This window comes from Tsukamurella sp. DT100 (genome assembly GCF_049844855.1).
GTDB lineage: Bacteria > Actinomycetota > Actinomycetes > Mycobacteriales > Mycobacteriaceae > Tsukamurella.
On the sequence record NZ_JBNCLV010000001.1, the window covers coordinates 492597 to 517376 of the forward strand.

Below are 24780 nucleotides of genomic sequence, written 5' to 3' on the forward strand. Positions count from 1 at the left end.
CTGGACAACACCGGTGAATGTGCTCCCGAGCGGAAGTGCCAGATATCACCGCCGGGCACTCTGGTCGGATTACTATCGCGGACACTATGGGCGCGGTCTTGGCTCCGGCTTGCCTTGTGCTTGTGCCGAACCCGATGTCTCGATTGAGCGTGAACCGCAAGCGGCGATCACCCGGCGGGAGGCGTCGCGCTGAACCTGTCGAAGAGAGCCAATGGACGCGGGCAGAGACCCAACCTCATTTCACGTCCTCTCCCACAGCTCGAACGCCCGACACCTGCGGCCTCTGTGCAGACTGACGTGCGTGTCGGAATAATCCAAGCCAGCGCCAACCAGGGCGTGGCAGCATGACTTGCGAGGAGGGGTGATGTTGCAAATAGGTGACGATTTCGCTGGGTACCGGATTGAGCGGCTACTCGGCGCCGGCGGCATGGGTGAGGTGTACGTCGCGCGCCACCCGCGGTTGCCGCGGTCCGATGCACTGAAGGTGCTGGCACCACAGTTGGCAACGGATGATCACTATCGTGCTCGGTTCGAGCGCGAGGCCGATCTTGCCGCTGGCCTGGCCCATCCTGCGATCGTGACCGTGCACGATCGAGGTGAGTACGACGGCCGGCTCTGGATAGCACTCGCCTACATCGAAGGTGCAGACGTCGCGAAGATTTCTGCTGAGCAGCAGCTCTCCAACCCCGCGGTCACACAGATCATCGCCACCGTCGCGGACTCGCTCGACTACGCCGGCGGTCGCGGACTCGTACACCGCGATGTCAAACCTGCCAACATTCTGGTGAGCACCGATCATCGCGTCTTGCTCACCGACTTCGGCATTGCACGGATGAGCGACGACGTCAGCTCGGACCTCACCGGCACTGGTGTCACCGTCGGGACGTTGAACTACGCGTCGCCCGAGCAGTTGCGCGGGCTCCCCGTCGGACCTCGATCTGACCAGTACTCACTGGCGTGCACCGCCTACCAGCTTCTCGCTCGGACCGCCCCGTACGCGAGCAGCAACGCGGCGAGCGTGATCACAGGTCATCTCGTCGAACCGCCGCCGAGCATCCGGCTCGCCCGGCCTGACCTCACCCCGGCTGTGGATGCCGTTCTGGGCCGAGCCATGGCCAAGGATCCCACCCACCGTTTTGGTTCCAGCGTTGAGTTCGCCACCGCACTGGAGGCAGCCCTTCTTGACGACCCGCCTCCGCCCACAGTGTCCAGTGCCATCCAGGCCGAAGCACACTCATACCCACGGTCGGCGGGGTACGGTCTGGACCCCACTGATCTACGCGATCCGGAGAGTACGCACCTGCGCGGTCAAGATCAGCTACAGGTCGCTTCGGGGGAATCACGACCAGCAGGTCGCCGAACGCCGACAGTAGTGCTGGCAGCTGCAATTGTGGCAGTTCTGCTGGTCGTTGCTGGTGGCTACGGGGGGTACCGGTGGTGGCTGTCGTCGAACCAGGCGCACCTGCCTATCCAGGATCCGACGGCGGAGGCCGCTGCGCTATCGCGGACGTCGGTCTCGCCGTTGCTGCCGTCGCTGGAGCGTAAGCCCGATGGCTGGCGCTGGCAGGTTGCGACCGGCCTGACTTTCAAGGCCGCCGATGAGAAGACCGCAGTCTTCGTCCGCTCCGCCGAGATCAATCCTCAGATCCTTCCCCTCGACGCAGCGACCGGCAAAGCGCTGCGCGGGCCAATCCCCTACGCCGGAGGCGCTACCTTCCAGTGCGCGGTCCACGGCTCGAAGTTCGCCTGCGCGCAATCACAGCTTGTGACCGTGCTTGACCTGGTATCAGGAGTGATGTTGCGTCTCTCCGAGCCTGCGGGAAGCGACATCGCCTTCCTGGGGGACATCCTGGTGACCTACACGAGTCACGGTGGCGGGAAAGCCGCGGCAGGTTACCGCCCCGATGGATCCGTGGCCTGGCGCCTCGCCGGTGAAATGGTGAAGGTCTACCCGGAAGCAGGAATGGCGATCGCCATTACAAGGCCGTCACCTTCCGACCCCTTCGCCAAAGGTGAGACACGCATTCTCGCCGGCGACGGCCGGGTGCTCCTGCAACGTGACCGGACGACCCTCGAGACCACCGCAATCAGCGGTTCAGCCGCCGGGCTACTCATGAAGACCACAAGGGGACCGTTCGAAGCAGTGGACCGCAACGGCGCCGTGAAGGCACTTCCGGCAGAATGGTCACCCGCCGACGACTGCTGGTGCGACGAGCCGGCGTCGCCGCTGCCAGTGGTATATAGGAGCGTCGGCGACAATATTCTCGTCGGCACCGTCAATCCCGCGACGGGCAATGTGCTGTGGACCCGAAGCATGTTCGCGATGCGCAACAAGGGACGTACGAACGACTGGACTGTTCGCGCGTCAGGAGTGGGCACGAAAACTGTCGCCCAGTTCTATCAACCGTCGTCAGAAGACAATCAGGTGTATCCGACCGAGATGTGGGACGCATACACCGCTGAGGGCGGGGCGCTGAACGTGACGGGCGACCTGATCGGCACTGATGGATCGCGAGGACTGGCGGCGGGAAGGCAGCGACTTGCCGCTCTTGCACCGAACCAACTGGCGGACTGGTGGGCAATCAACCTCGGTGGAACCGCCACGGCCGACGGGGGCGGTGTCTACATCGACAACAAGCGGGTCCTCTAACGACGTTGCACTCCCGCCGGCTCCCAGATCGAGACAGACACTCAGAAAGTTCGAGCATGAGACGATTTCACGCTGAATACTCCACACGCGAACAATGCTACGAGATCGGGATCGAAGTCCCGACAGGGCGCTTCTATCTTTCCATTCCTGTCGGAACCGGGATGATCGACTACGACGAGTACTACTACCTGTCCGAAAACGAGCATCGACACTTCATGAACAACACCGACGCAGCAACTGCATTCGCGGACGAATGTCGAAAACATGGACATGACGATCGACTGATCATGAAGCCCGGTAGCAACCGCGGCGCACCAATCTGGCCGATTCGCGCGAACCGCGGAAGTCTGAACGAGAAGCACGCGGACGCGCACAAACACGATCCTCCGCCGCCTTCCGCCGACCACGCATTCCCGAGCGAGGCACAGAACGAGACATCAAGACCCACGGAAGGGGGCAACAGGATGGCCTTCGAGGACCGCCCCTACGACGCAAACGCTTCCTCGGTGTCCATCGTCCGCACTGCACCCAAATCGAAAAGGCCACAAACCACGGACGCGATACTGCTCGCAATCGGATTGGCCGCTGGAGTGATCGTGTACCTGATGGGCATCGGCTGGGGACTCCTTGTCGTGCTAGTCATTCTTGGGCTCGGCGTTCTTCATTTCATCTCGCTAGCTCGAGCTAAAACGGCGGCTGGGGAGCCGCTGATCACTGTCAGCGCTTCGGGAATCCAATCGAAGGGATTCTCGTTGCCGTGGGACCGCGTCGTCGCGATGGAATTCGTGTTCACCAAGGCCCAGTACTTGCCCAATGCCCCTACTAAGACCAAAGCCACCGATCGCGCTGTCAACTCTCTCGTTGTGACCTCAACCGATCGCGACGACAACGGTCGCCCTCTTCAGTACGGAACCACCCTTCTCGGTAACAACTACACCGACAACTTCAACGAACTTCGGGCCGCCGCTCAGCGGTACTGCCCTCGGATCCAGTTCAGAACCGAAATTGGTAGCGCTGACTACGCGCTTCGCGCCGACCAGGTGGAACGGTCGATGGAAGAACTAGCGAAAAGCGGGAAGATCACCATTCGTAACGGCAGCGGTCGATCTACCGGTGCTTCACTAGATACCGACGGCTTTACCAACGAGCGATCAACAATTCGATGGGCGGACACCTCATCCGTCATCGCTTACACCTACGTCCACACCACCCAGACAAGCTTTGGCGACGCAACTAGACGAAAGCAGCGACTGGCGATATTGCAGACGAAGCAGGACGCGTCCGGAAACCACATTCCATTCCGATTCGGCTTTCTCGGATTCGACTACATCGACTACGGGTCAGATTGGTCCCCGTCGATCGAGGAACTCGCAGTATTGATAGATCGTATCGCGCCCCATGTGCGATTCATTGACCAGCGAACCGGCAGCTGAAGAATGACCTGCCATTGCCACGCGTCCCACGACACCGGGATGGTGAATGGTCTTCAGCATGGCCATACGTCAATTTGTCAGCGTCTTCGAAACAAAGTGCCCGAAATCTGGTCTAGTCGGAGATTCCTGGCCATCAGGGATCGCGCCTTCTTCTGCCATCTTTCGTTCGGGAGGTGAGCGATGCTGCAGGTAGGGGAAGTATTCGCCGGATACACCGTGGAGCGGCAGCTCGGCGCCGGTGGGATGGGCGAAGCGTATGTCGTCCGGCACCCACGGCTACCGCGTCGCGAGGTGTTGAAGCTCCTCGCCGCGCACCCGGCTGATGACCCGCAGCTTCGTGCGAGGTTCGAGCGCGAGGTGGATCGCGCAGCGTCGCTGAGTCACCCGAATATCGTGACGGTGCACGATCGGGGCGAGGCCGACGGCCGGCTGTGGATCACGCGGGACTATGTCGACGGCATAGACCTGTCCGAGTACGTGCGGCGGGGTCCAATGCATACCGGCGAGGTCGCGCGAGTCGTCGGTAACGTGGCTGGCGCACTGGACTTCGCGGGAGCGCAGGGATTGATCCATCGGGACGTGAAGCCCGCGAACATCATGATCAGCACCACGGGCCGGGTGCTGCTGACAGATCTCGGGATCGCTGCACTGGGGGTGGACAACTCGGAGCTGACGGGAACAGGGATGGCGTTGGGCACGATCAGCTACGCCTCGCCCGAACAGTTGCGGGGGCAGCCGGTGGACCCGCGGTCGGACCAGTATTCGCTGGCGGCGACCGCGTTCCACCTGCTGACGGGGTCGGTTCCGTTCGTGCACACCAACGTCGGTGCGGTCATCGTGGCGCATGTGACCGCGCCGGTACCCAGTGCGCAAGCCGCCCGTCCGGAACTAAGTTCACGCGTGGATGCAGCGATCACTCGAGCGATGGCAAAGTCCCCTGCGGACCGCTTTTCGTCAAGTGCCGCGTTCGCTGCAGAACTGAGTGCCGCGCTCGCCGAAACCCGCACAGCGGCTGCAGCTGTGACCGAGCCCACGGTAGTGCGGGGAGATCCCACGGCGTTCTCGAACCTGCCAGCCGTCCCCGACGAGTTCGATCCGACCCAGCTCCGCACCAGCGCTCAGGTGCACCCGAACCCGCCCGGCCCACCATGCGAGTTCGATCCCACGCAGCGACGTGCCGACGCTCAGCCGCCGTCCAAGGCGACGCGACAACCGGCGAAATCCAAGGCGGTCGCAGCGCGACTATCAGGTGTCGTTGCCGCGGCCGGCGGCGCCACGATGGCAGCAGGGGCGTTCATGCCCTGGATGCAGTCCGCATACCCGAGCACGGTCGTGCAGCCGGGTAGGCCCGACTCCTACATTGCACGGGCTCGCGGGATCGGGATCCCTGAAATTCAAGCGATCTACCCCGGTGGGACTCCTTCGGACATACTGTGGGGGTCCGCCTGGTCAAATTTCGGGATAGCCACGCTCTGGATCGGAGGCATCCTGGCTCTCATCGGACTCGTCACGTTAGCCGTACCGCGGCGGTTCATCGCAGTATCTGGTGCCGTGCTCGCCACCATCGGCACCGTGGTCGCGATCGCCGCTATCGCGAAGCCAGCGCTCTGGGATCGCTGGGCGGACCACCCCGGCACCAGCGTAACCAATTCGGTGATGTCAGGCCTGTGGGTGGTCACCGGCGCCGCGCTAGTCGCACTTGTGGCATTCGTGACGGCGGCCCTTGCATCGCGGCGTAACGCCTAACTCTCACGAGCCGCGGCGGGAATCCTGTTGGCGGTGAGCCCGGTCAAGAGCAAGAGCGGTAGCGCCTTCTCTCAGAGATCGACCGGTTGTACCCCTTCTACGCGCCGCTCGGCGCACCCAGATCCGCGCGTGTGAGCACGACGGACTCTCCAGTGGCGTTGAACACCCGCGCACCACCGAAGGACGACACCCGAACGACGAGCGCGACCACAGCCTCCCACTGCATCCGGCTGTAGATGTAGCTCTGATCCGCCGCCGGCGACGTATGCACAAGGAGGAAGCCGTCGACACCGTCAACCGGTACAGCGAGGTGCACGTACGGTGGCTCGGGATGAACCCGAACGAGCACCGACTGCCCGGCCAGTTCCCGTACCGTGCGGGCAACATCCGATGCGCCAATCGCCCCGTCGACCACGCTCGCACCACTCTCAGCCTCGCCCGATGAGGGAGAGTCCGCCTTGCTCGCATTCCTGGGGAGGCCTAGCTTGGCATCGTCACGGAGTTCGACACGCACTTCCTTCACGAACTGCACGACAGACCCAACCATCACGACGGTACCGAGCGCCATCGCGCCGAGCGGCCCCCACCCGGCCTGCGTACTGCTCTTGACTTCCTCGTAAGTTTTGACGTCGGTGCCGTAGGTGCACCTGTCGCCAGGGTGCATCTCCGCGCCGCCAGCCCCGCCGCACCGGACAACGTCATCGCGATCCTGCCATTCAGCAAAGCCAAAGTAGTAGAAGATCGCCGCGCCGACAGCGAAGCCGGCAAAGTACACGACGTTCCCCAACATCGCCCTCATGACCTGGTTCATTTCGTAGCCTCCTCATCCCAGAACGACATAACTCTAAGCTGCCGCGGCGGCCCTAGACGGAGGTACCAGCCACCTCGCGCTTCAGGTGCCGGATACGTAGTAGCGCCGGCACATCATGAGTGACACGCACAACTCCTGCATCGGGCTGTCGTCGCTGATCCATTCGATCGACGAGAAGCCTCTCAGGTGAGCCTCCTCCGCGTCCGACGTCGCCTGCGCTCAGTGAGCGAGTACCGGCCAGCAGTGAGAAGGAGGCAGGGGCTAGTACATGATGGCGAGGACAGCTCGGTGGGCTCACATCGAGCGCGGCGTTGTGGCTCAGCAGCACCCCTAAGCAGCGACACCCTTCGGGACCACCGATTCCTGGCGCCTTGCCAGAATCCGCGTGATCGTCGCCGACTGCCACCGCCCGCGACGCTTGGTCGGCACCTTTTGAGCCGTCAGGATCGCCGCGATCTCCCGCGAGCTCTTGCCGCCTTCGGACAGCTCGAGGATCTGCGCTAGGACCCGCTGCTCATCGTTGATCTCGACCAAGGCGCCGTGCGCGTTGCCCGCGCTGCGCTCCCCCTTCTTCTCCGAGTGATACCCGTACGGCGTGCGGCCCGCGGCCCATCCGCCCTTCGCGGCCTTCGCGTTACGGCCATCACGGAGACGCTTGCTGATCATCCGCCGCTCGAGGCCAGCGAACACGGCGGTCATCTCGCGGTAGGCGGTGCGCATCGGGTCGTCGGGGTCGTCACGGGGAACAGGGCCGGTCGCGGTGAACACCTCACTGCGGGGCTTCTGCCACAGACTTGCGAGCACCGCCTCTTGCACGGTGACCGATCGAGCGAGTCGGTCGAGGTCGCGGACGATGAGTCCGTCCGCGTCGCTGGCCGCGATCGCTTCGAGCGCCTCAGTGAGACCGGGACGCTCGTCGGCGGGCTTCGCGCCCGACAGTCCCTCATCGGTAGTCCATCTAACAATGCGGTGTCCGCCCGCCTTTGCTGCCGCCTTGATCGCGGCGCGCTGCGCATCTAGGCCGAAGCCGTGCTCAGCCTGCTCGATTGTTGACACTCGCAAGTATCCGATCAGTTTCATGAAGATCCGCCTCCCGAGGCCCCGAAACGCTGTGACCTGCAGTGCTACCAAACCTGGCGGTTAAGTAGCGGGTGCGGCGCGCTTTCGGAGGTCGGGTTCACCCCACCAATTCCGCACCACAACCAGGATCACGAACGATCTGCGCACGCTACTTCGGCACCGCGCTCGGTCCAGGAGCAGACACCCCCGCTACGGCACGGATCTGATTCTCCAAAGTCGCGACCATTACCTTCGGCGAGCGAGTCGAATCCGGGACCGGTATCGCCTCACCGGTGTACGCGTAGCTCTTGCGTTCCGGTCGCACGCTCCTCTCACACGCTGCGGAGTCGTCGATCTCGCAGACGGGTATCTCGAACACGCGCCGCTCGATCTCCGACACGGCGTTGAGGTGGGCCAAGCGCGCGTAACCATCGGCAGTCACGTTCTCTCCCATCCCGGAAGCACGGACTGCCGCGTTGACGACCTCGTCGTCCCACAGCTTGACGACAGACGTCACCCCACCGACGTAGGCGTACATGCGCCATGCGGTGTGGTGGGCTTGTTCGTCCTTGTCGAACGCGTTGAGCTTCCAATCGCTCGTTGCTTGGGCCTGCGCCGCTTTCACGAGCGGGCCCAACATCTTCTCCGGTGGACGGGAACCGACAGCCTCGGTTGGCAGCACTGCTCCATACTCGTCCAGGTAGTACTGACCGGCGAACGACGAGATCTCCCCGATTGCCATCCGTGTCGCCTCGAGGAAATCGACATAGGCGGTGAGCTTCTTGTCAGCGACAGATTGCGCAGATGCCGCCGCTATCGATCGAGAGTTCTGGTCGGCCGAAGCCTTGATCGCGTCGACCGAGTTCTTGTTAGAGAGGAAGAGCCCGGCCGCGGTTAGCACGATGGCCACGATCGAGATTGCGATCGCTGCCCACTGCCGGATGGGGTCCCCCGTTGACGGGCGGTCTGAGTTCGATTGAGTCATAGCGGGGATCGTGACAGGAAGGACGGACACATTCACTTGCGATCACATCGAGGGGCTTCTTGCCGGGAGCCGCGGACAACCTGAAATCCCAACTCCGGCGTTCGGGGCTCATCATCTGAGCCTCCACCCCGCGACGGTCCACACCTTCCGCGAACCTGCTGACCTGCGCGTTCGTGGAACTCAGTGGCTCCGTGTCGGTGTCGTGCTCTATTTTGGAGCACATGAGCAGCACCACGGGCAGGCAACGCCGCCCCGCAGCCTGAAGGACCGGGCTGCGGGGGCGTTGTCCTGAAAGGCAAACGATGCCTGTAACTCTCGCCCGCGTACTCGCCGATCCCGACGACCCTGACGCCGCGTACCTCGCGTCCGTACTCGCCGCGATCGGCGAACCCGTCTCGCCCATCGTTCTCACTCTGCAGGTCCCGGACCTCGAAGCCGCTGGTGAACGCCTCCTCGACGCCGGCCATGGATTTTGCTCCGAGCCGCGCACCGGCCCGATCGGACGGATCACCGTGACCGCCGGCGAGACGGTGACGGTCGCGGTCACCGCAGTCGAGGCAGTGGCCGCACCCACCTCTGTCGTCGACTCGGCCGAGCCGCTCCCCGACTCGCGCGGACGGTGGACGATCCGCACCGGCTGCGGGTCCCACCTGATGCTGGACCTCGACGCGATGACACTCACCTGCCACGCCGGCGCCGGTGCGGTGATGCCGCAGGACGGCGTCGAGCGGGCGCTCCGGTGGGTCCTGTCGTGGCCGAAGGTGGGCGAGAAGGCGCGGTTCCAGTTCGCGGACGGCAGCGGCCTGACCTGTACGGAGACAACGAAGATCGAGGAGGAGCAGAAGTGAGCGAGAACATCATCACCCGTCTAACGAGCGGCCCCGGCCGCGACGTCGAGAGCAGGGCCCAGCTGTATCGCGTGGTCCAGCGCGGCGCCGCGCTGGCGAACCTGCTCGACACGCTGCCCGCCGAGGCCGTCGCGCGCATCGGACTGACCGGCGAGGATCGCGACCGCTTGTCGCAGCTGACCTCGCGGGCGCTGTGGGCGTCGACCGCGGACCTGCACCAGAGCAAGGCCGACGACCTCGCGCGGCGAGTGACCGCGCGGGCAGCTGAACTCGACGCGGACGAGCGCTCATGATCCGCGGCATCACGCTCTTCACCCCGCGAAGGAGGTCACAGGCGCGCAGCTCGCGGCGGTTCTCGGCGTCGAGTTCACTCCTGCCGGTGACGATGTCGTCACCGGAACGGTCGACGGCTGCGAGATCCAGCTGCTCCGCACCGATGCGTTCCCGACGCCGTGGCCGGTGCAGTTCGAGGTCACGGTGCCGAGCGTCACGGCTGTGATCGACCGCTGCCGGAAGCTCGGCGTAGCGATGCACGGCGACGATCATCGCGTCGTCGTCGAAGTGGAAGGACGCATCGACATCGCCTGCGTACCGGTGCGGCCGGCCAGCGAAGACGAACTCACAATCGAGACGAGGAAGCGATGAGTGAACAGGAACGCACCCCGACCGAGTGGCCGGAGATGAACGTACCCGGATGGCACGCCCCCTACCAGCAGCTGCAGGCCGACGTCGCCGAGCTCGACCCGTACGCGCGGGTGAGCGTGCTCGAGGTCGAACCGTACCTGCACCTCCACGTCGATCACGCAGATGACCTTGTGCTGCAGCAGGTTCGCGAAGCCTGTTTCACCGCCGAGGGCGCGTCGATCAGGACCTGCACAGTGTGCGGCAAGCCGGGCCAGATGCTGCCCGGCCCGGACGGAACACTGCCGGCGGCGTGCCCGGAGCACCAGGAGACGGCCGAGACCGATCGGACACCGACGGTGTGGCCGGCGCATGTCGGCGGGCCCGGCTGGCGCGGGCTGTACCTGCAACTTCAGCGCGATGTCGCTGCGCTCGACCCGCACGCCAAGGTGAGCGCGCGGTCCAAGTTCGGAGTCCTGGACGCCGACGTCGTCGACGCCGATCCGCCTGTGCTCGAGCAGATCCGGGAGCTGTGCCGCCAGGTGAGAGATGTGTCCAGCCGCACCTGCGAAGTGTGCGGGGAGCCCGGCGGGCCGGCGCGGCCGCACCGGTGGATCTGGGCGCTGTGCCCGGTGCATGCCGCCATGCCGGAGCGGGAGATGCGCGCGGAGATGCAGCGAGTGCGGGAGGACGAGCCGTACGCGCTGGGACCGAAGACCTTCGGGACCTGGACCGTCACGCATGCGGACGGCAGCAAGAGCATCTGGATCCTCCACCGGAACCGCCGCGAGCTCGTGATCGGAAACCAGCACCGGGGCATCGAGCGGATCGACGCGTACCCGCAGGTGGGCGCGGTCGCGCACGCCGTTCTGTACGAGCGTGCACCGGCCCGCACCCGCCCCGGACGAAAGCGAACCGGAGTGAGCGGACGGGTCTGGTCAACGAGTCCATCAACCGGTCGACATGCGGTGCAGGCCAATTCGATCTATTGGCCTCCACCGAAGGCCGGTTCATGAAAGCCCCCGGGAGTGTCCCAATGCGCGGGCGCGCGCCCGCGCGCGCGAACAGACGCACACCGTGTGCTTCCTCTGGAACGGACGGTCGGAGCCAATAGACGATCAATCCCGGACTCAATCCGCGCATCAATCCGTGCCTCAACGGACGGCTCAAACCCGGAATAGACCAACCCTCGTCCAGCACAGGAGGTCTCACCATGGGCCGAACGCCAGCACCCGTCACCAGTAACCTGCTCGCGGGCCGAGAGCTCACGTCGCACTACGCCCGCGATCTGAAGGACGCTCACATCCGGGCCCTCGCCGGCATCGCCGCGATCGCCGGCCGAGACAACGTTGAACCCGCCGACGGGCTGCGCGCCCTCGCTCTGCTTCACGCGGCGGAGGGCGCCGTCGCCGAAGCCGAACTCCAGCTCGTAGGCACGCTCCTCCTGGCCGGCGCAACCCTCGCCGAATGTGCCGCCGCGCTGGGCATCCGACCGCAGACGTTGAGCGCCCGGCTCGCTGCCGCGAGAACGTGGGCAACGCGCATCGGAACCGAACTCTTTCCCGACCCGAATCGGCCCGGGAACTGGCTCGTCGCGCAGCCGGATGCGTCGTCCGAAACCGCGTCGCGTTCTTCGTCCTGATCTCGCGTGCGGTACACCGGCGCGCACACCGAAACATCCACTGAAAGGAAGTCCGATGTCCATCAACAAGTTCCAGTTGGCACTCGCCCTCACCCGGCGCCTCGACCGGTTCGACGACCGCAGCCGCGCCGACGCAGAAAGGATCATCGACGCGGTCGAGGAAGGCCGCCCGCACGTCGGGCAGTTGCGCGCCTTCTTCCCCGACGCCTGGGCACGCTGCGGACGCGCCGCCGCTGCCGCCTCGACACCGAAGGCGCAGCGCGTCGCCCTGGCTCACCTCGCCGTGCTCGCCGAGCTCGAGACCGTGCTCGGCCTGGGTCCGCAGGTGGAGCAGGAACATGCCACCGAGGCGGCCTCGAACTCGACCGAGTCGGAGCACTTTCCGGAGCCCAATCCTGTGTCTTCGCCGGAGTCCGAGACTGATGGATGGAGCGCAGCATCATGAACCGGAAGCACGCCGCCGCAGCGGCACTCGCGGCGACCTCGATCCTGTTCGCGGGATGCAGCACCGGCGGTACCGAAACCGCTACACCGTCGAGCACGTTCGCGGCGCCGCCCGCGAGGCCGTGGACGGACCGGTTCATCGGCCCGGATCGTGTCCGAGCGACCGAAGCAGCCGAGCGCGGACACGCCTATCTGTGGGCGGAGCCGAACGAGTGGAACACTCCCTGCAAGGTCTACCTGCGCAGCCCCGCCGGAGCCGTCTTCAACCTCGACCCGAACGCGTGGGGTGCCCCTGTCGAATCCGCGCGAACGATCGCGGACGGCGGCGATGAGAACCTCTGGGGTTGCGTGGGCACGGGGAAAGTCCTCCCGCACGACGCCGTGTCGGCACCGCTGCCGCCACCGACTCCCATTCCGTATGTCGGGGCAGACGCTGCCCGGGCGGTTGCCGCGGGTCACGCGTACGCGTGGCGAGAGGTCCACTCCGGCCACGCCGTGGTGCGAGTCGAGGTGTCCGGTGGGGCGGTGTTCAGTCTGCCGAACGTGTGGCTCACCGAGGCGGAGTCGGTGCCCGCGGGAGGAGTCGCGCTGGCCCCGAACGCAGACCCGTGGGCGTCCGTGTCCACCACCGCTCGATGACCGAAGGACAGGCCCCGTCACCGCATCGGCGACGGGGCCTGTTGGCGAAGTCGACAGCTTCACAACCTCGACCACAGCTCGCAGCGTGAAACTTCCTCGATGCTCAGTGCCTCATCGGTGCCTCAACTCGGTACGACAGACCTGGACTATCCGAGACTGTGCAGCACTGAATCATCCACTATTCGCAGGTCACGAGACCGACCGAATTCGAGCTGAGCTGGCCTGCATCGAGGACTACTGACTCATAATCCGCTGGTCGTGGGTTCGAGCCCCACCTGCCCCACCACGACGGACCATGCGGATCGTCACGGAAATCCGCTTGCGACCCCGGATACGTTGAATCCGTGACCACGCCAGCGCTGTGGATCAGCGGCACGCCCGGGACGGGCAAGACCACCACCGGGTGGCGGGTGTTCGAACTGCTCACCGCCGCGGGCGCGAACGCCGCGTACGTCGACATCGATCAGCTCGGGCTGCTCGGCCCCTTCGAGCGCCTCTCGGGCGCCACGCCGCACGTGGTGAAGGCGGAGAACGCCCGGCGTCTGGTCGGGACCCTCGCGGGGCTCGGGCTCCGCCAGATGGTGATCTCCGGCATCGTCGACCCGGACCTCGGCGACCCCGTGTTCGCCGACGCCCCAGCGGATTCCGGCATCGACCTCACGCATGTGCGGCTGCGCTGCGCGTGGCCGGAGCTGCGGCGGCGCTACCTGGACCGCGGCTCGCCGCCGGACGCGCTCGCCGACCTCGAGGAGCTGGCCGCGCGGGTCGACCGCAGCGCGGCCGACACCGTCGACACCACCTCGCGCGATGTCGACGACGTGGCGCGCGAGTTGGCCGCCCGTCGGACGACCGCCCGGACCGCGCCCTGGGCGACGGCACCGAGCGCGCGCCGCTCCGCTGCCGACGACGGTGCTCCACGGCGCGACCGCCGCCGGCAAATCCACCGTGGGCTGGGAGCTGGTCCGGCGCCGGTGGGCGGCGGGGCGCGGGACCGCATACATCGACGTCGAACAGCTCGGCTTCCAGGGCCCGGCATACCACCGCGACGTGCACGCGGCCGCGTACGCGGCGCTGACCCGGGGATACGCGAACGCCGGGGCAGACGACCTGATCGTCGTGACCCGGGACCCGGACCTGGTCGCCGAGGCGCACCCCGAGGGGCTGGCCGGCGTCCTGCTCGACGCCTCGGACGAGGCCCTCACCGCCCGCGTAGCACTGCGCTCCGCGGAGAGCACCGGACGCCTCCCCGGCGACGAACTGCTCGGCGCCGACCCTGCTCACCAGCGGATTCTCGCCGATCGCGCCCACCGCGAGGCGGCGCTCCTCCGTCGCTCCCCCGCGCACGACGTCGCGATCGACGCCACGAGGGGCGCACCGTCGGACGTCGTCGACCGGATCGAGCGCGCGCTCGGCGATCGTCCCGGTGGAGCGTGAACGCACTTCCGCCGCACCGACCACGGTGACCAGGCATTCCGGAGCCGATTGGTTGCACACTCCCACCATCGCCCCGGTGGCTCGCGGCGCGGTCAGCGCATTGCATAATGATGGGCGTGACGCAACAGCTGGAGCCCGAGTCCCCGTCGAACTCCGCGACTGCCGATGGGCATCGCGGCGCGTACGACAGCCACCGCGACGCCTGGGTCGCCCGTGAGGAGCAGGCCGAGCGCCTGATCCCCATCATCGGCCGGCTGTACCGCCAGCACGGTGTGGTGTCGTCGATCCACGGGCACCGCCTGATCAACCTCTCCACCTCCGCGGTGATCTCGGCGCACGAGCGCGCCGAGGAGCTGGGCCATCAGGCCCTCACGCTGGCGCAGACGGAGAAGGTGCTGCGCGGCCTGCTGGAGATCGCGCCCGAGCCCGCGTCGATCGACATCGCGCGCCTGGCCGTCCTCGCCGCGGACCTCGAGTCCGACGAGGCCGTGCAGGAGCTGCTGCGCGCCGAGATCGCCAAGCGCAACGTCCCGGTCTCCGATGGTGACGGCGCCGACGTCGTGCTGTACGGCTTCGGCCGCATCGGCCGCCTGCTGGCCCGCATCCTGATCAGCCACGCCGGCAACGGCCACGGCCTGCGCCTGCGCGCGATCGTCGTGCGCCGCAGCGTCAAGAACGACCTCGAGAAGCGCGCCAGCCTGCTGGCCCGCGACTCCGTGCACGGCCCGTTCGCCGGCTCGGTCTCGATCGATGCCGAGAACGACGTGATCATCGCCAACGGCACGCGGATCCAGGTCATCTACTCGGACGACCCGTCGACCATCGACTACACCGCGTACGGCATCAAGGACGCGCTGATCGTCGACAACACCGGCAAGTGGCGCGACGAGGAGGGCCTCGGCCTGCACCTCAAGAGCAAGGGCGCCAAGCGCGTGCTGCTCACCGCGCCGGGCAAGGCGCCGCTGAAGAACATCGTGCACGGCATCAACGACAGCACGATCGAGGACGCCGACAACATCCTCTCCGCCGCGTCGTGCACCACGAACGCGATCACCCCGGTCCTCGCGGCCCTGGACGAGGCCTACGGCATCCAGCGCGGCCACGTCGAGACGGTGCACTCGTTCACCAATGATCAGAACCTGATCGACAACCTCCACAAGGGCGACCGCCGCGGCCGCTCGGCGGTGCTCAACATGGTGATCACCGAGACGGGCGCCGCGAAGGCCGTCTCGAAGGCGCTGCCGCAGCTCGAGGGCAAGCTCACCGGCTCGTCCATCCGCGTCCCCACCCCGGACGTCTCGCTGGCGATCCTCAATATCACCCTCGAGAAGCCGACCAGCAAGGACGAGGTCAACGACTACCTCCGCCGCGTCTCGCTGCACTCGAAGCTGCGCCAGCAGGTCGACTACATCGAGTCGCCCGAGGTCGTGTCCACGGACTTCGTGGGCTCGCACCGCGCCGGCATCGTCGACGGTCTCGCGACCATCGCCGACGGCAAGGACCTCGTGCTCTACGTCTGGTACGACAACGAGTACGGCTACTCCTGCCAGGTGGTCCGCGTGCTCGAGCGCATGTCCGGCGTGCACCCCGTGGTCATCCCGGCCCGCGCCGACGTCCGCGTCGAGGCCTAAGTACCCGAATCCGTCACCGCCCCGGTGGAAGCCGTTGCTTCCTCCGGGGCGGTGTCGTATCCGGCGCTCGAGCGCCGGCCCGTCATGCCTCCGCGAGTCGCTCCCGTACCGCGGGGGCGAACGGGCTCCACGCGAACCAGGTGGGGAAGGACCGGATCAGGCCGGCGGGGCCGGTCAGAACGACGCCCCCGGTGGCGACGGATCGCGGATAGTCGGTGATGCCGGAGAACACCCGCATCAACGCCACCGGCTCCGTCCGGACGACGAGGTCCGTGTCGTAGCCCGGAGGATCCGTACAGACCGATGACTCCCGCCGCTCGATGACGAGCCAGATCCGCAGCGGCTCGTCGCCGACGTAGTCGAATTCGACGACGGTGCGCCTGTCCGGCAGTGCGTCGGCCACCAATCGCCGAGACATCCACCAGGTCAACGTCACCGGATCCACCTCGCGCGGCTCGGGTTCGCTGAACATCCATCGCACCGACCACTCACCGAACGCCATGATCACCCGCTCGAGGTCGCGGCCCGCGGGAGTCAGCACGTACTCGTGCCCGCCTCCGCGTGGCAACGCGACGCGTTCGACGACGCCCTTGCGCTCCAGGTAGGTGAGTCGAGCCTTGAGCAGCGATCGAGAGATCCCCGGAAGGCCACGGTCGATGTCGTTGAACCTGCGGCCACCGAGGATCAACTCGCGGACGATGAGCGGAGTCCACCGCTCCCCGATCACCGAACTTGCCAGGGCCACCGGGCAGTACTGGTTGTAGTCCTTCATGGCGAGCCTCCTCGGAGTGCGGGCGCTCCTTCGAGTGTGAGCGCACCCGGCCCGCAGGTCCAGAATCAGTCCCGGGGCGGTCCAGTTCTCGGACTGGCCCGCGCATCGCGCCCCTCGGCATGCTGAGGAGATCAGCGACGAAGGGACGATCATGACCAGCACTTTCGATCCATCGGTGTTCAAGGCCACCACACGTGAGCAATGGCAGGCCGCCGCGGAGGCCTGGGATCGGTGGGGCCCGCAGATCGAGGACTGGCTCGGCGAATCCACGGGGCGGATGCTCGACGATGCGCGGGTCACCACCGGCTCCCGCGTGATCGACATCGCCGCCGGTGCCGGCGGCCAGACCCTCGCCGCGGCACACCGAGTGGGGACCTCCGGACGAGTACTCGCGACCGACATCTCGCCCGCGATCCTCTCCTTCGCAGCGCGGGCCGCCGCGGCCGCGGGCCTGACGAACATCGAGACCCTGGAGGCCGACGGGGAGGACCTGCGCGCCATCCCCGACGGGACCTATGACGCGGCGATCTCCCGGGTGGGGCTGATCTACTTCCCCGATCGCGGGCGCGCGCTGTCGGAGATGTGCCGCGTGCTGCGACCGGGTGGCCGCGTGTCCACCGTGGTGTACTCGGCTGCGGAGCGGAACGGCTTCTTCGCGGTACCCGTCGGCATCATCCGCGCGGCCGCCGGCCTGCCGGCGCCGGCGCCGGGCCTTCCCGGACCGTTCAGCCTCGCCGGCGACGGCGTCGCCGCCGCAGCCTTCGCCGACGCCGGGCTCGTGGACGTCGCCGTGACCGCCGTTCCGTCGCCCGTCCGGTTCTCCTCTTCGGCGGAGTGCGCACGGTTCGAGCGGGAGTCGTTCGGCGCATTGCACCAGATGCTCGCGGGGGTCGACGAATCGACGCGCGGTCGGACCTGGGAACGGATCGAGCAGGCACTCGGCGAGTTCGACGATCCGACCGGTTTCGTCGGTCCGTGCGAGATGCTCGTCGTCTCCGGCACGCGCCCGTGAACCGCACCAGGTCGGCACGGGACCGCGCGCCCCTGATCATCGACCGGCGAAACCGTGACCGACTCACGAGCAGTCGCAACAGCACCCGTCGCCGCAACAGCAGTCGCCGTCGCAGCAGCAGTCGCCCGCGTTCTCGCCCACCTCGACCGATCGCCTGCCCAGCTTCTTCTTCGACTTCTTGGTCATCGGCGTGCGCTGGGCGGCGAGGACCGTGGCCATCGCGGTGAGCAGCAGGGGTCGCACCAGCCGGTCGTCGCGCAGCTCGACCCGGCCGAGCCTGTCGATCACGGTGTCGCGCAACGCCTGCAGCCGCGCGACGGCGGCGTCCACGGACGTGCCGGTCGCGTCGAGCGGGTTGTAGTCGCCCCGCGCCCGGTCGCGCGGCAAGTCCTCCAGCGCGTCCGCGAGGTGCGCGAACTCGCCGTAGGCGCGGCCCAGCTCGCCGAGGGCCTCCTCGTTCTCCGGGCAGCCGGCGAGCCCGGCCGACGCCGCGAACATCGCGCCGACCGCCGACGCCGTCGGCGCGGTCACCTCGGCGAGCTCGGTGGCGCGGGACTCGATCCGCGCCTGCTCGGCGAGCCCGGCGAGGGCGTCGGGAACGTGCGCCGCCGCGGCGACCGGCGCGTCGGCTCCGGCCCGACGCCCGAGCCGTCGCTCGGTCACCCGCAGCAGCCCGACGGTGCTGCGCCCCGCGGGACCGGAGCCGCACAGGCCCTCCTCCCGCTCGGCGGCGCGATCACCGATCTTCGCCGACGCCAACGTGAGTGCGGCGGTGGCGCCCAGCCGTACCCCGAGCTCCGCCGGTGCGATCACCTCGGCGCGCCGCATCCCGCGCAACGCGCACGGGCCGGCCGTGCGGGTGGCGGCCGGCCGCGGCTGCTGCGCCTCGACGAGCGCCGAGAGCAGCGCGGCGTCGGTGTTGGTGAACGCCCGCGCGGGCTGCCCCGCGGTGTCGCGCAGCATCAGGCACAGCCCGCACAGGTGCGCGCGCCAGAGCCGCCGCACCGCGGGATCGAGGTGAGTGGAACACGAGCGCACGAGACCGAGCACGATGGGACTCCGATCACTGTCTGCAACCGCTGGACCCGACCATTGTGCCGGGCCGCGCCCCCGCCGGGCCGTCAGTCGTCGAAGACGAAGCCGTCGGCCTCCGCAGCGGCGACCACCTCGCGCACACGCGCGGGATCGGTCGCGATCCGGGCCATCTCCGAGCCCAGGATCACCAGGGTCTCCTTGTCGCTCCGCGCGCTGAACATGCCCGCCTCGCTGTCGAACCGGATTCCCACGCGCATCTGCTCGGGCAGGATCCGCTCGGCGACGCCCTGCCAGAAGTAGCCGTTCGGCTCGTGCCCGAGCGCGACGACGGCATCGTCGGACGGGGTGCCGCCGGCCAGGAGGATCAGCGAGTACTCGCCCGGAACCGTCTCGACCAGTTGCAGGGGCGCGATCCCGCCGGCGCGGCCGCCGCTGCGCTTCGCGATCACCCTCCGCAGGCCGCGCCACACCGCGAGCACGGCGACGGAGCCGAACAGGATCGCGGGGTACTTCAACCACGGATTGAGGGGGTCGAGCAGCCAGAACAGCAGGCCGAGCGCCACGACGACCGCCAGGAGCTCGGCGATGTCGGCGACGGTGAACTGGCGATCCTCGTCATCGGTCAGCACGAGGGGAAGGTTACTGCCCCTCGGGCCAGTAATGGCTGTCGGGCAGCGCCCGAGAGCCGAAGATCGCCTGGCCCACCCGCACGCAGGTCGAGCCCTCCTCCACGGCGATCTCGTAGTCGCCCGACATGCCCATCGACAACTCGACCGCCTCGGGCCAGTCCTGCACGGCCCGGTCCCGGACGTCCCGGAGCCGGCGGAAGCAGGCGCGCACCCGTTCCTCGTCGGAGGCGAACTCCGCGAGAGTCATGAAGCCGCGCACCCGCAGCGAAGCGAACGCGGGCAGTTCCGCGAGGAAGGCCGGCACCTCGGCCGGCGGCAGCCCGTACTTCTGCTCCTCGTCCGACGTGTTGACCTGCACGTACACATCGAGGCCGCGGCCGAGCGCCTGCAACCGGCGGTCGAGCGCCTCGGCGACGCGGACGCTGTCGAGTGCCTGGAACTCGGCGGCGACGGCGGCGACGTCCTTGGCCTTGTTGGTCTGCAGGTGGCCGATCACGGCCCAGGAGACGTCCAGGTCGGCCATCTCGGCGCTCTTGCGCTTCGCCTCCTGCGGCTTGTTCTCCCCCAGCTCCCGGCAACCCGCAGCCACGGCGAGCCGCAGCCGCTCCTGCGGCACCGTCTTGCTGACGGGGAGCAGCCGCACGTCCGACGGTGACCGCCCCGCCCGGGCCGCCGCGGCGTCGATGCGGCGCATCACCTCGGCGATCCCGGCCTCGAACTCGGCGACGGTCTGGGCGGGCGGGTACGAGCTCATGGATCGAGCCTATCGGCCGGGGACCGCCCGCCGGAGCGGGGCCGCGGCCGGTACAGTGGCGGCATGATGCGACTGGTTATCGCCGCAGGTGCCGGCTACGTGCTGGGCACCAAGGCCGGACGCCGCCGGTACGAGCAGATCAACCGCACCGCGAAGGCCATCGCCACCAGCCCGGCGACGAAGAAGGCCGTGGAGATCGGGCGCCGCAAGCTCGCCGAGCAGCTCAACCCCGATCCGAAGATGCGCACGATGCGCGAGATCGACGCGCAGACGGTGATCTACTCCCCCAAGACCGACCTGGATTAGACCGAACCGGACTAGAACGCCGAGTCGCCGACGGCCATCTTGAGCAGGCTCTGCCGGTAGCTCTCGAGCGCGACGAGGTCGCCGAACAGGCGGTTGTAGTCACCGTCGGAATTGGGCGACATGCGGCGCAGCTTCGACTTGAGGTCGGCCACCTGCGCCCCGACCCACACCTCCTGCAGCCGCGCCATCACCGACTCGACGTACCGCGGCGACGGGTCGCCCGCCACCTGCATCGGCTCCACCGCGAGCTCGGTGACCAGCGGCTCGAGCACGGGACCGTCGACGTGGCGCACCACCGTGTCCACCCATTCGGGGCCGCCCAGGCCCGCCGCGATGCCTCCCGCCGCCTCGATCGCCAGCCGCACCTGGCGGTACGCGGGGTCGGTGAACATGTCGTCGGAGAGCGCGTCGAAGACCATGCCCGCGAGCGCGGGCACCTGCAGCGCGGCCTTGAGCACCTCGCGCTGCACCCACAGCACCGGGTCGGCGGGGTTGGGGCGCTGCGGCCCCGTCGGTCGGGGTGCCGGGACCTCGGGAACCGCGTCGCGGATCCGGTTGGTCGACGGTGCGGGCGCGCCGGGCCCGGGACGCCCCTCGCCGCGGCGGATCCGGGCGGACTCCTCCCGCACGCGGCGCAACACCTGCGCGACGTCCTCCCAGCCGACCCACCCGGCGAGCTGGCGCGAGTACTCGTCCCGCAGTGCCATGTCCTTGATCCGCGCGACCACGGGCACCGACCGGCGCAGCGCGTGCACGCGCCCCTCGGCGGTGTCGAGGTCGAACTCCTGGATCAGCGTCTTCACCACGAACTCGAACATGGGCACGCGCTGCGCGATGAGGTCCCGCACGGCCTCGTCGCCGCGCTTCTGGCGCAGCTCGCACGGGTCCATGCCGTCCGGTGCGATGGCGACGAACGACTGCCCGGCGATCTTCTGGTCGCCGTCGAAAGCCTTCATCGCGGCTGCGCGGCCGGCGGCATCACCGTCGAAGGTGTAGATCACCTCGCCGCGGAAGTAGCTGTCGTCCATCATGAGCCGCCGCACGAGGGAGACGTGGTCCTCGCCGAAGGCGGTGCCACAGGACGCGACGGCGGTCTCCACGCCGGCGGAGTGCATGGCCATGACGTCGGTGTAGCCCTCGACGACCACCACCTGGTGCCCCTTGGCGATGTGCTTCTTCGCGTGGTCGAGACCGAACAGCACCTGGGACTTCTTGTAGAGGATAGTCTCCGGCGTGTTCATGTACTTGCCGAGGTTGTCGTCGTCGAAGAGCTTGCGCGCGCCGAAGCCGATCACGTCGCCGCCGAGGTTCCTGATGGGCCACAGCAGCCTGCGGTGGAACCGGTCGATCGGGCCGCGCTGCCCCTGCTTGGACAGGCCCGCCGCCTCGAGCTCCTTGACGTCGAAGCCCTGCCGCAGCAGCGCCTTCGTCATGGTGTCCCAGCCCGACGGGGCGTAGCCGCAGCCGTAGAAGCGAGCGTCCTCCTCGGTGAACTCGCGTTCGGTGAGGTAGGTCCGGGCGATCTCCGCCTCCGGGGTGCGCAGTTGCTCGGCATAGAACTTCTGTGCGGCGGCATTGGCCGCGACGAGCCGCATGCGGGTGCCGCGGTCCTGCTTGGGGCCGGGAGCGCCGCCCTCGTAGGAGATCTGGATGCCCACCTTGTCGGCGAGCTGCTCGACGGCCTCCACGAAGGGCACGTGCTCGATCTTCTGCAGGAAGGAGATGACGTCGCCGCCCTCGCCGCAGCCGAAGCAGTGGAAGAAGCCCTGCGTGGGACGCACGTGGAAGCTGGGGGTCTTCTCGTCGTGGAACGGGCACAGGCCCTTCATCGACCCGACGCCGGCGGGGCGGAGCGCCACGTATTCGCCGACCACGTCCTCGATGCGCGCACGGTCGCGGATCGCCGCGATGTCACGCTCCGGGATTCTGCCGACCACGGCAACAGTCTACTGACTCCCGTGGCGTGAAAGATCTACACCTGCATCCGGCGTTTTCCCAGGTCAATCGAAATCGATGTCCCTCAGAGCGCGGAGAGGTGTCAATCTTTCAACTCTCCAGCACTTTCTCGTCCAGCCGCTCCAGGCGCGTCTCCGTCATCGACGCGATCTGGTCGACCACGACGCGCAGGCGGACGGCGTCGGAATCCGCGGCGAGGTAGGCCGGGGAATACAGCGGATCGATGTTCGACGGTGACGCGCCCATCAGGTAGTCGGCCACGCGCAGGATCCGGTCCCGCTGGCCCTGCTGAATGGCGAGGTGCATCTGGTTCGAGTAGATGTACTGCAGCGCCATCGTTTTCAGCAGGATCACCTCGGCGCGCACGGACGGCGGCACTTCGACGTCGGCCTCGTACCGGCACACCGGCTCGTTGCCCGTGGCGGCCCGGGTCGCGTCGATCGCGGCGGAGGCGAAGCGGCCCACCAGCTCGCTCGTCATACGCTTGAGCGCCACCGAGGAGGCGAGGTCACCGTCGTACTTCGCGGCCGCGGCGACCACCTCGAAGGAGGCGAGGCGGGCGCCGGCCTCCTCCAGCTCGGCGGCCTCGGCGCCGCGGAAGCTGCTCGCGCCGAAGCCGGAGAGGCTGCGCACCTCCGCGGGCGAGGAGAGGGCGCGCAGGTCGAGGCGGCCCGACAGGACCCCGTCCTCGACGTCGTGCACGGAGTAGGCGACGTCGTCGGACCAGTCCATGACCTGCGATTCGAGGCACTGCCGGGTGCCGTGCGGGCCGTTCTCGCCGCCGCGCATCCAGTCCAGGACGTACGCGTCGTCGTCGTAGACGCCGAACTTGCCGCCCGGCTCGCGGCGGAGCCACGGGTACTTGGTGGCGGCGTCGAGCGCGGCGCGGGTGAGGTTGAGACCGGCCGACTCCCCCGCGGCGTTCAGCACCTTGGGCTCGAGGCGAGTGAGGATGCGCAGGTTCTGCGCGTTGCCCTCGAAGCCGCCGATGCTCGACGCGACCTCGTCGAGGGCGCGCTCGCCGTTGTGCCCGTAGGGCGGGTGCCCGATGTCGTGGGCGAGGCCCGCGAGGTCCACGAGGTCGGGATCGCAGCCGATGCCGAGGGCGATGCCCCGGCCGATCTGGCTGACCTCCAGCGAGTGGGTGAGCCGGGTGCGCGGCGTATCGCCCTCGCGCGGGCCCACGACCTGCGTCTTATCGGCGAGGCGGCGCAGCGCGGCGCTGTGCAGCACGCGCGCGCGATCCCGCGCGAAGGCGGAGCTGTGCCCCTCCCACCGCAGGGCCTCCCACTGCGGGCCCGAGAAGAGCGTGGGCTCCGTATCCGCTTCGAGCCCCGCCGTTTTGGGCTGCTCGGCGACGAGGCGTTCGACGTCGGCCGGCTGGTACGCGGCCGGCCCGGGCAGCAGCGGCACCTACTCGGTGACCCAACCGCGCGCGAAGGCGAAGTCTGCGATCCGCTGACGGATCGCGATGATCTGGCCGGCGGTCAGATCGTCCGAGGAATCGAGCAGGAGCTCGGTGAGCTCGTCGACGAAGGACTGCATGTCGAGCGCTCCGGCGGCCGCGCGCGGTGCGGCGTCCCGACGGGGCGCCTGGTCGCGCCGGTCGCCGCGGGAATCGCGGGAATCGCGACTGTCCCGGTTGTCGCGACGGGGCGCGGCGGCGGGAGCTCCGCCGACGACGGCGACGTTCACGGCCTTGAGCCCCTTGTCGCCCTTCTCCACCTCGAACGTGACCGCAGTGCCCGGCCGCAGCGCCGACTCGTCGAAATCGATGTCGTTCACGTGGAGGAAGACGTCCTCGCCCCCCGCGTCCGGCGCGAGGAAGCCGAAGCCGCGCTGCGTGTCGAAATGGACCACCTTGCCGTTCGTCATGCGTCGAGTATCCCATAGTGAGACGGGGCGACCCGCTTGATGCGGTGCACCCGGACCGGCGGCGATCCCCCGGTACCGTATTGCCCATGAAGAAAGCGGCAGTCACCCTCGCGGGCTGCACCCTCGTGGCGCTCGCGGCGTGCACCTCCCCCAACACCGACTCCAGCACCGTGGTCGCGATCGACGGGAAGGCCGAGAGCGCGGCCGAGTACGTCAACGCCGGATGCTCGCGCAACGGCGACAGCATCACGGTGGGCTCGGGCAGCGTGCAGACCGCCCGCGGCGTCGGCGCCATGCTCACCGAGGGCAACCCGCCCACGGTGAACAGCCTGTTCATCGCCACCGGCGGCAACGTGATGACGGTGCTGAACACGCCCGTCGGGAAGGTCGGCTCGGCCAAGGCCTCGAAGGCCGGCAACCGGTACACGATCACCGGAGAGGCCCGCGCCGCCGACCTGAGCACCAAGAAGTTCCGCGTCGAGATCACCTGCGGCTAGC

26 protein-coding genes are annotated in these 24780 nt (G+C 67.9%); 15 read left to right on the forward strand and 11 right to left on the reverse strand.

From position 1 onward, the window contains the following. The first annotated feature begins 364 nt into the window (after positions 1–364). The 3 genes from ACLQ3K_RS02400 to ACLQ3K_RS02410 all read left to right on the forward strand — a co-directional run bounded on the left by ACLQ3K_RS02400 (position 365) and on the right by ACLQ3K_RS02410 (position 5829). A complete protein-coding gene (locus ACLQ3K_RS02400) occupies positions 365–2650 on the forward strand; it encodes a protein kinase domain-containing protein (protein ID WP_425996705.1) in 2286 nt (761 codons plus the stop codon). 56 nt (positions 2651–2706) lie between these two features. Then, on the forward strand, positions 2707–4083 hold the full coding sequence (locus ACLQ3K_RS02405; RefSeq protein ID WP_425996707.1) for a hypothetical protein: 1377 nt from the start codon (positions 2707–2709) through the stop codon (positions 4081–4083). 180 nt (positions 4084–4263) lie between these two features. Continuing rightward, the gene (locus tag ACLQ3K_RS02410; RefSeq protein ID WP_425996709.1) at positions 4264–5829 is read left to right on the forward strand and encodes a serine/threonine-protein kinase; all 1566 of its coding nucleotides are present in this window, start codon (positions 4264–4266) and stop codon (positions 5827–5829) included. 97 nt (positions 5830–5926) lie between these two features. On the opposite strand, the gene ACLQ3K_RS02415 is transcribed toward ACLQ3K_RS02410, so the two are convergent. From ACLQ3K_RS02415 to ACLQ3K_RS02425, 3 genes are all read right to left on the reverse strand, one after another. Further along, the gene (locus ACLQ3K_RS02415; RefSeq protein ID WP_425996711.1) at positions 5927–6640 is read right to left on the reverse strand and encodes a hypothetical protein; all 714 of its coding nucleotides are present in this window, start codon (positions 6638–6640) and stop codon (positions 5927–5929) included. Positions 6641–6970: 330 nt separating this feature from the next. Continuing rightward, positions 6971–7720, reverse strand: coding sequence for a recombinase family protein (locus ACLQ3K_RS02420; protein WP_425996713.1), 750 nt, complete (start codon positions 7718–7720; stop codon positions 6971–6973). A 148-nt stretch (positions 7721–7868) separates the two neighbouring features. Then, complete coding sequence (locus ACLQ3K_RS02425) at positions 7869–8684, reverse strand: hypothetical protein (RefSeq protein ID WP_425996715.1); 816 nt, start codon at positions 8682–8684, stop codon at positions 7869–7871. A 302-nt stretch (positions 8685–8986) separates the two neighbouring features. On the opposite strand from ACLQ3K_RS02425, the gene ACLQ3K_RS02430 reads away from it, so the two are divergent. From ACLQ3K_RS02430 to ACLQ3K_RS02460, 7 genes are all read left to right on the forward strand, one after another. Further along, positions 8987–9532 carry a hypothetical protein gene (locus ACLQ3K_RS02430; RefSeq protein ID WP_425996717.1) on the forward strand — a complete coding sequence of 182 codons (546 nt, stop codon included), beginning with the start codon at positions 8987–8989 and terminating at the stop codon, positions 9530–9532. Next, positions 9529–9825 carry a hypothetical protein gene (locus ACLQ3K_RS02435; RefSeq protein ID WP_425996719.1) on the forward strand — a complete coding sequence of 99 codons (297 nt, stop codon included), beginning with the start codon at positions 9529–9531 and terminating at the stop codon, positions 9823–9825. Before ACLQ3K_RS02430 ends, ACLQ3K_RS02435 begins: the two co-directional genes overlap by 4 nt. 166 nt (positions 9826–9991) lie before the next feature. Further along, the gene (locus ACLQ3K_RS02440) at positions 9992–10177 is read left to right on the forward strand and encodes a hypothetical protein (RefSeq protein WP_425996721.1); all 186 of its coding nucleotides are present in this window, start codon (positions 9992–9994) and stop codon (positions 10175–10177) included. Next, entirely contained in the window at positions 10174–11169 is a 996-nt protein-coding gene (locus ACLQ3K_RS02445) for a hypothetical protein (protein ID WP_425996723.1), read from the forward strand. The genes ACLQ3K_RS02440 and ACLQ3K_RS02445 overlap by 4 nt, the downstream gene beginning before the upstream one ends. A gap of 197 nt (positions 11170–11366) precedes the next feature. Further along, a complete protein-coding gene (locus ACLQ3K_RS02450) occupies positions 11367–11795 on the forward strand; it encodes a hypothetical protein (protein ID WP_425996725.1) in 429 nt (142 codons plus the stop codon). 55 nt (positions 11796–11850) lie between these two features. Further along, positions 11851–12240, forward strand: a complete 390-nt coding sequence (locus ACLQ3K_RS02455) for a hypothetical protein (RefSeq protein WP_425996727.1) — start codon at positions 11851–11853, stop codon at positions 12238–12240. After that, positions 12237–12878 carry a hypothetical protein gene (locus tag ACLQ3K_RS02460; RefSeq protein WP_425996729.1) on the forward strand — a complete coding sequence of 214 codons (642 nt, stop codon included), beginning with the start codon at positions 12237–12239 and terminating at the stop codon, positions 12876–12878. The genes ACLQ3K_RS02455 and ACLQ3K_RS02460 overlap by 4 nt, the downstream gene beginning before the upstream one ends. Positions 12879–13183: 305 nt before the next feature. On the opposite strand, the gene ACLQ3K_RS02465 is transcribed toward ACLQ3K_RS02460, so the two are convergent. Next, a complete protein-coding gene (locus tag ACLQ3K_RS02465; RefSeq protein ID WP_425996731.1) occupies positions 13184–13543 on the reverse strand; it encodes a hypothetical protein in 360 nt (119 codons plus the stop codon). Between the two features lie 244 nt (positions 13544–13787). Between ACLQ3K_RS02465 and ACLQ3K_RS02470 the strand changes: the two genes are divergently transcribed. Together ACLQ3K_RS02470 and ACLQ3K_RS02475 are read left to right on the forward strand one after the other, a co-directional pair. After that, a complete protein-coding gene (locus ACLQ3K_RS02470; protein WP_425996733.1) occupies positions 13788–14312 on the forward strand; it encodes a hypothetical protein in 525 nt (174 codons plus the stop codon). A gap of 116 nt (positions 14313–14428) precedes the next feature. Next, a complete protein-coding gene (locus tag ACLQ3K_RS02475; RefSeq protein ID WP_224646538.1) occupies positions 14429–15943 on the forward strand; it encodes a glyceraldehyde-3-phosphate dehydrogenase in 1515 nt (504 codons plus the stop codon). Positions 15944–16025: 82 nt separating this feature from the next. On the opposite strand, the gene ACLQ3K_RS02480 is transcribed toward ACLQ3K_RS02475, so the two are convergent. Next, on the reverse strand, positions 16026–16715 hold the full coding sequence (locus ACLQ3K_RS02480) for a winged helix-turn-helix transcriptional regulator (RefSeq protein WP_224646536.1): 690 nt from the start codon (positions 16713–16715) through the stop codon (positions 16026–16028). Between the two features lie 151 nt (positions 16716–16866). On the opposite strand from ACLQ3K_RS02480, the gene ACLQ3K_RS02485 reads away from it, so the two are divergent. Then, the gene (locus tag ACLQ3K_RS02485) at positions 16867–17727 is read left to right on the forward strand and encodes a class I SAM-dependent methyltransferase (protein ID WP_425996735.1); all 861 of its coding nucleotides are present in this window, start codon (positions 16867–16869) and stop codon (positions 17725–17727) included. 63 nt (positions 17728–17790) lie between these two features. Here the strand turns inward: ACLQ3K_RS02485 and ACLQ3K_RS02490 are convergent, their stop codons facing one another. From ACLQ3K_RS02490 to ACLQ3K_RS02500, 3 genes are all read right to left on the reverse strand, one after another. Continuing rightward, positions 17791–18777 carry a DUF5685 family protein gene (locus ACLQ3K_RS02490; protein ID WP_425996737.1) on the reverse strand — a complete coding sequence of 329 codons (987 nt, stop codon included), beginning with the start codon at positions 18775–18777 and terminating at the stop codon, positions 17791–17793. A gap of 71 nt (positions 18778–18848) precedes the next feature. After that, on the reverse strand, positions 18849–19391 hold the full coding sequence (locus ACLQ3K_RS02495; RefSeq protein ID WP_336671490.1) for an Imm51 family immunity protein: 543 nt from the start codon (positions 19389–19391) through the stop codon (positions 18849–18851). Between the two features lie 10 nt (positions 19392–19401). Next, the gene (locus tag ACLQ3K_RS02500) at positions 19402–20145 is read right to left on the reverse strand and encodes a YggS family pyridoxal phosphate-dependent enzyme (RefSeq protein WP_425996740.1); all 744 of its coding nucleotides are present in this window, start codon (positions 20143–20145) and stop codon (positions 19402–19404) included. A gap of 63 nt (positions 20146–20208) precedes the next feature. Between ACLQ3K_RS02500 and ACLQ3K_RS02505 the strand changes: the two genes are divergently transcribed. Beyond that, entirely contained in the window at positions 20209–20451 is a 243-nt protein-coding gene (locus ACLQ3K_RS02505; RefSeq protein ID WP_068521248.1) for a hypothetical protein, read from the forward strand. Positions 20452–20462: 11 nt separating this feature from the next. Here the strand turns inward: ACLQ3K_RS02505 and dnaG are convergent, their stop codons facing one another. The 3 genes from dnaG to ACLQ3K_RS02520 form a co-directional block, all read right to left on the reverse strand. After that, complete coding sequence (gene dnaG / locus ACLQ3K_RS02510) at positions 20463–22388, reverse strand: DNA primase (RefSeq protein ID WP_224646526.1); 1926 nt, start codon at positions 22386–22388, stop codon at positions 20463–20465. 109 nt (positions 22389–22497) lie between these two features. Further along, positions 22498–23820 (reverse strand): deoxyguanosinetriphosphate triphosphohydrolase, encoded by a 1323-nt coding sequence (locus ACLQ3K_RS02515; protein ID WP_425996742.1) that lies wholly within the window; start codon positions 23818–23820, stop codon positions 22498–22500. Then, the gene (locus ACLQ3K_RS02520) at positions 23821–24282 is read right to left on the reverse strand and encodes a cold-shock protein (protein WP_425996744.1); all 462 of its coding nucleotides are present in this window, start codon (positions 24280–24282) and stop codon (positions 23821–23823) included. Between the two features lie 86 nt (positions 24283–24368). Here ACLQ3K_RS02520 and ACLQ3K_RS02525 point away from each other — a divergent pair, with 86 nt between their 5' ends. Further along, positions 24369–24779 carry a lipoprotein LpqH gene (locus ACLQ3K_RS02525; protein WP_425996746.1) on the forward strand — a complete coding sequence of 137 codons (411 nt, stop codon included), beginning with the start codon at positions 24369–24371 and terminating at the stop codon, positions 24777–24779. Position 24780: the final 1 nt, after the last annotated feature.

Excerpts from the sequence above, each read along its gene's own strand:
- ACLQ3K_RS02400 (WP_425996705.1), top strand. The coding sequence starts at position 365 with ATGTTGCAAATAGGTGACGATTTCGCTGGGTACCGGATTGAGCGGCTA.
- ACLQ3K_RS02405 (WP_425996707.1), top strand. The coding sequence starts at position 2,707 with ATGAGACGATTTCACGCTGAATACTCCACACGCGAACAATGCTACGAG.
- ACLQ3K_RS02410 (WP_425996709.1), top strand. The coding sequence starts at position 4,264 with ATGCTGCAGGTAGGGGAAGTATTCGCCGGATACACCGTGGAGCGGCAG.
- ACLQ3K_RS02415 (WP_425996711.1), bottom strand. The coding sequence starts at position 6,640 with ATGAACCAGGTCATGAGGGCGATGTTGGGGAACGTCGTGTACTTTGCC.
- ACLQ3K_RS02420 (WP_425996713.1), bottom strand. The coding sequence starts at position 7,720 with ATGAAACTGATCGGATACTTGCGAGTGTCAACAATCGAGCAGGCTGAG.
- ACLQ3K_RS02425 (WP_425996715.1), bottom strand. The coding sequence starts at position 8,684 with ATGACTCAATCGAACTCAGACCGCCCGTCAACGGGGGACCCCATCCGG.
- ACLQ3K_RS02430 (WP_425996717.1), top strand. The coding sequence starts at position 8,987 with ATGCCTGTAACTCTCGCCCGCGTACTCGCCGATCCCGACGACCCTGAC.
- ACLQ3K_RS02445 (WP_425996723.1), top strand. The coding sequence starts at position 10,174 with ATGAGTGAACAGGAACGCACCCCGACCGAGTGGCCGGAGATGAACGTA.
- ACLQ3K_RS02450 (WP_425996725.1), top strand. The coding sequence starts at position 11,367 with ATGGGCCGAACGCCAGCACCCGTCACCAGTAACCTGCTCGCGGGCCGA.
- ACLQ3K_RS02455 (WP_425996727.1), top strand. The coding sequence starts at position 11,851 with ATGTCCATCAACAAGTTCCAGTTGGCACTCGCCCTCACCCGGCGCCTC.
- ACLQ3K_RS02460 (WP_425996729.1), top strand. The coding sequence starts at position 12,237 with ATGAACCGGAAGCACGCCGCCGCAGCGGCACTCGCGGCGACCTCGATC.
- ACLQ3K_RS02465 (WP_425996731.1), bottom strand. The coding sequence starts at position 13,543 with ATGCGTGAGGTCGATGCCGGAATCCGCTGGGGCGTCGGCGAACACGGG.
- ACLQ3K_RS02480 (WP_224646536.1), bottom strand. The coding sequence starts at position 16,715 with ATGAAGGACTACAACCAGTACTGCCCGGTGGCCCTGGCAAGTTCGGTG.
- ACLQ3K_RS02485 (WP_425996735.1), top strand. The coding sequence starts at position 16,867 with ATGACCAGCACTTTCGATCCATCGGTGTTCAAGGCCACCACACGTGAG.
- ACLQ3K_RS02500 (WP_425996740.1), bottom strand. The coding sequence starts at position 20,145 with ATGAGCTCGTACCCGCCCGCCCAGACCGTCGCCGAGTTCGAGGCCGGG.
- ACLQ3K_RS02505 (WP_068521248.1), top strand. The coding sequence starts at position 20,209 with ATGATGCGACTGGTTATCGCCGCAGGTGCCGGCTACGTGCTGGGCACC.
- ACLQ3K_RS02520 (WP_425996744.1), bottom strand. The coding sequence starts at position 24,282 with ATGACGAACGGCAAGGTGGTCCATTTCGACACGCAGCGCGGCTTCGGC.
- ACLQ3K_RS02525 (WP_425996746.1), top strand. The coding sequence starts at position 24,369 with ATGAAGAAAGCGGCAGTCACCCTCGCGGGCTGCACCCTCGTGGCGCTC.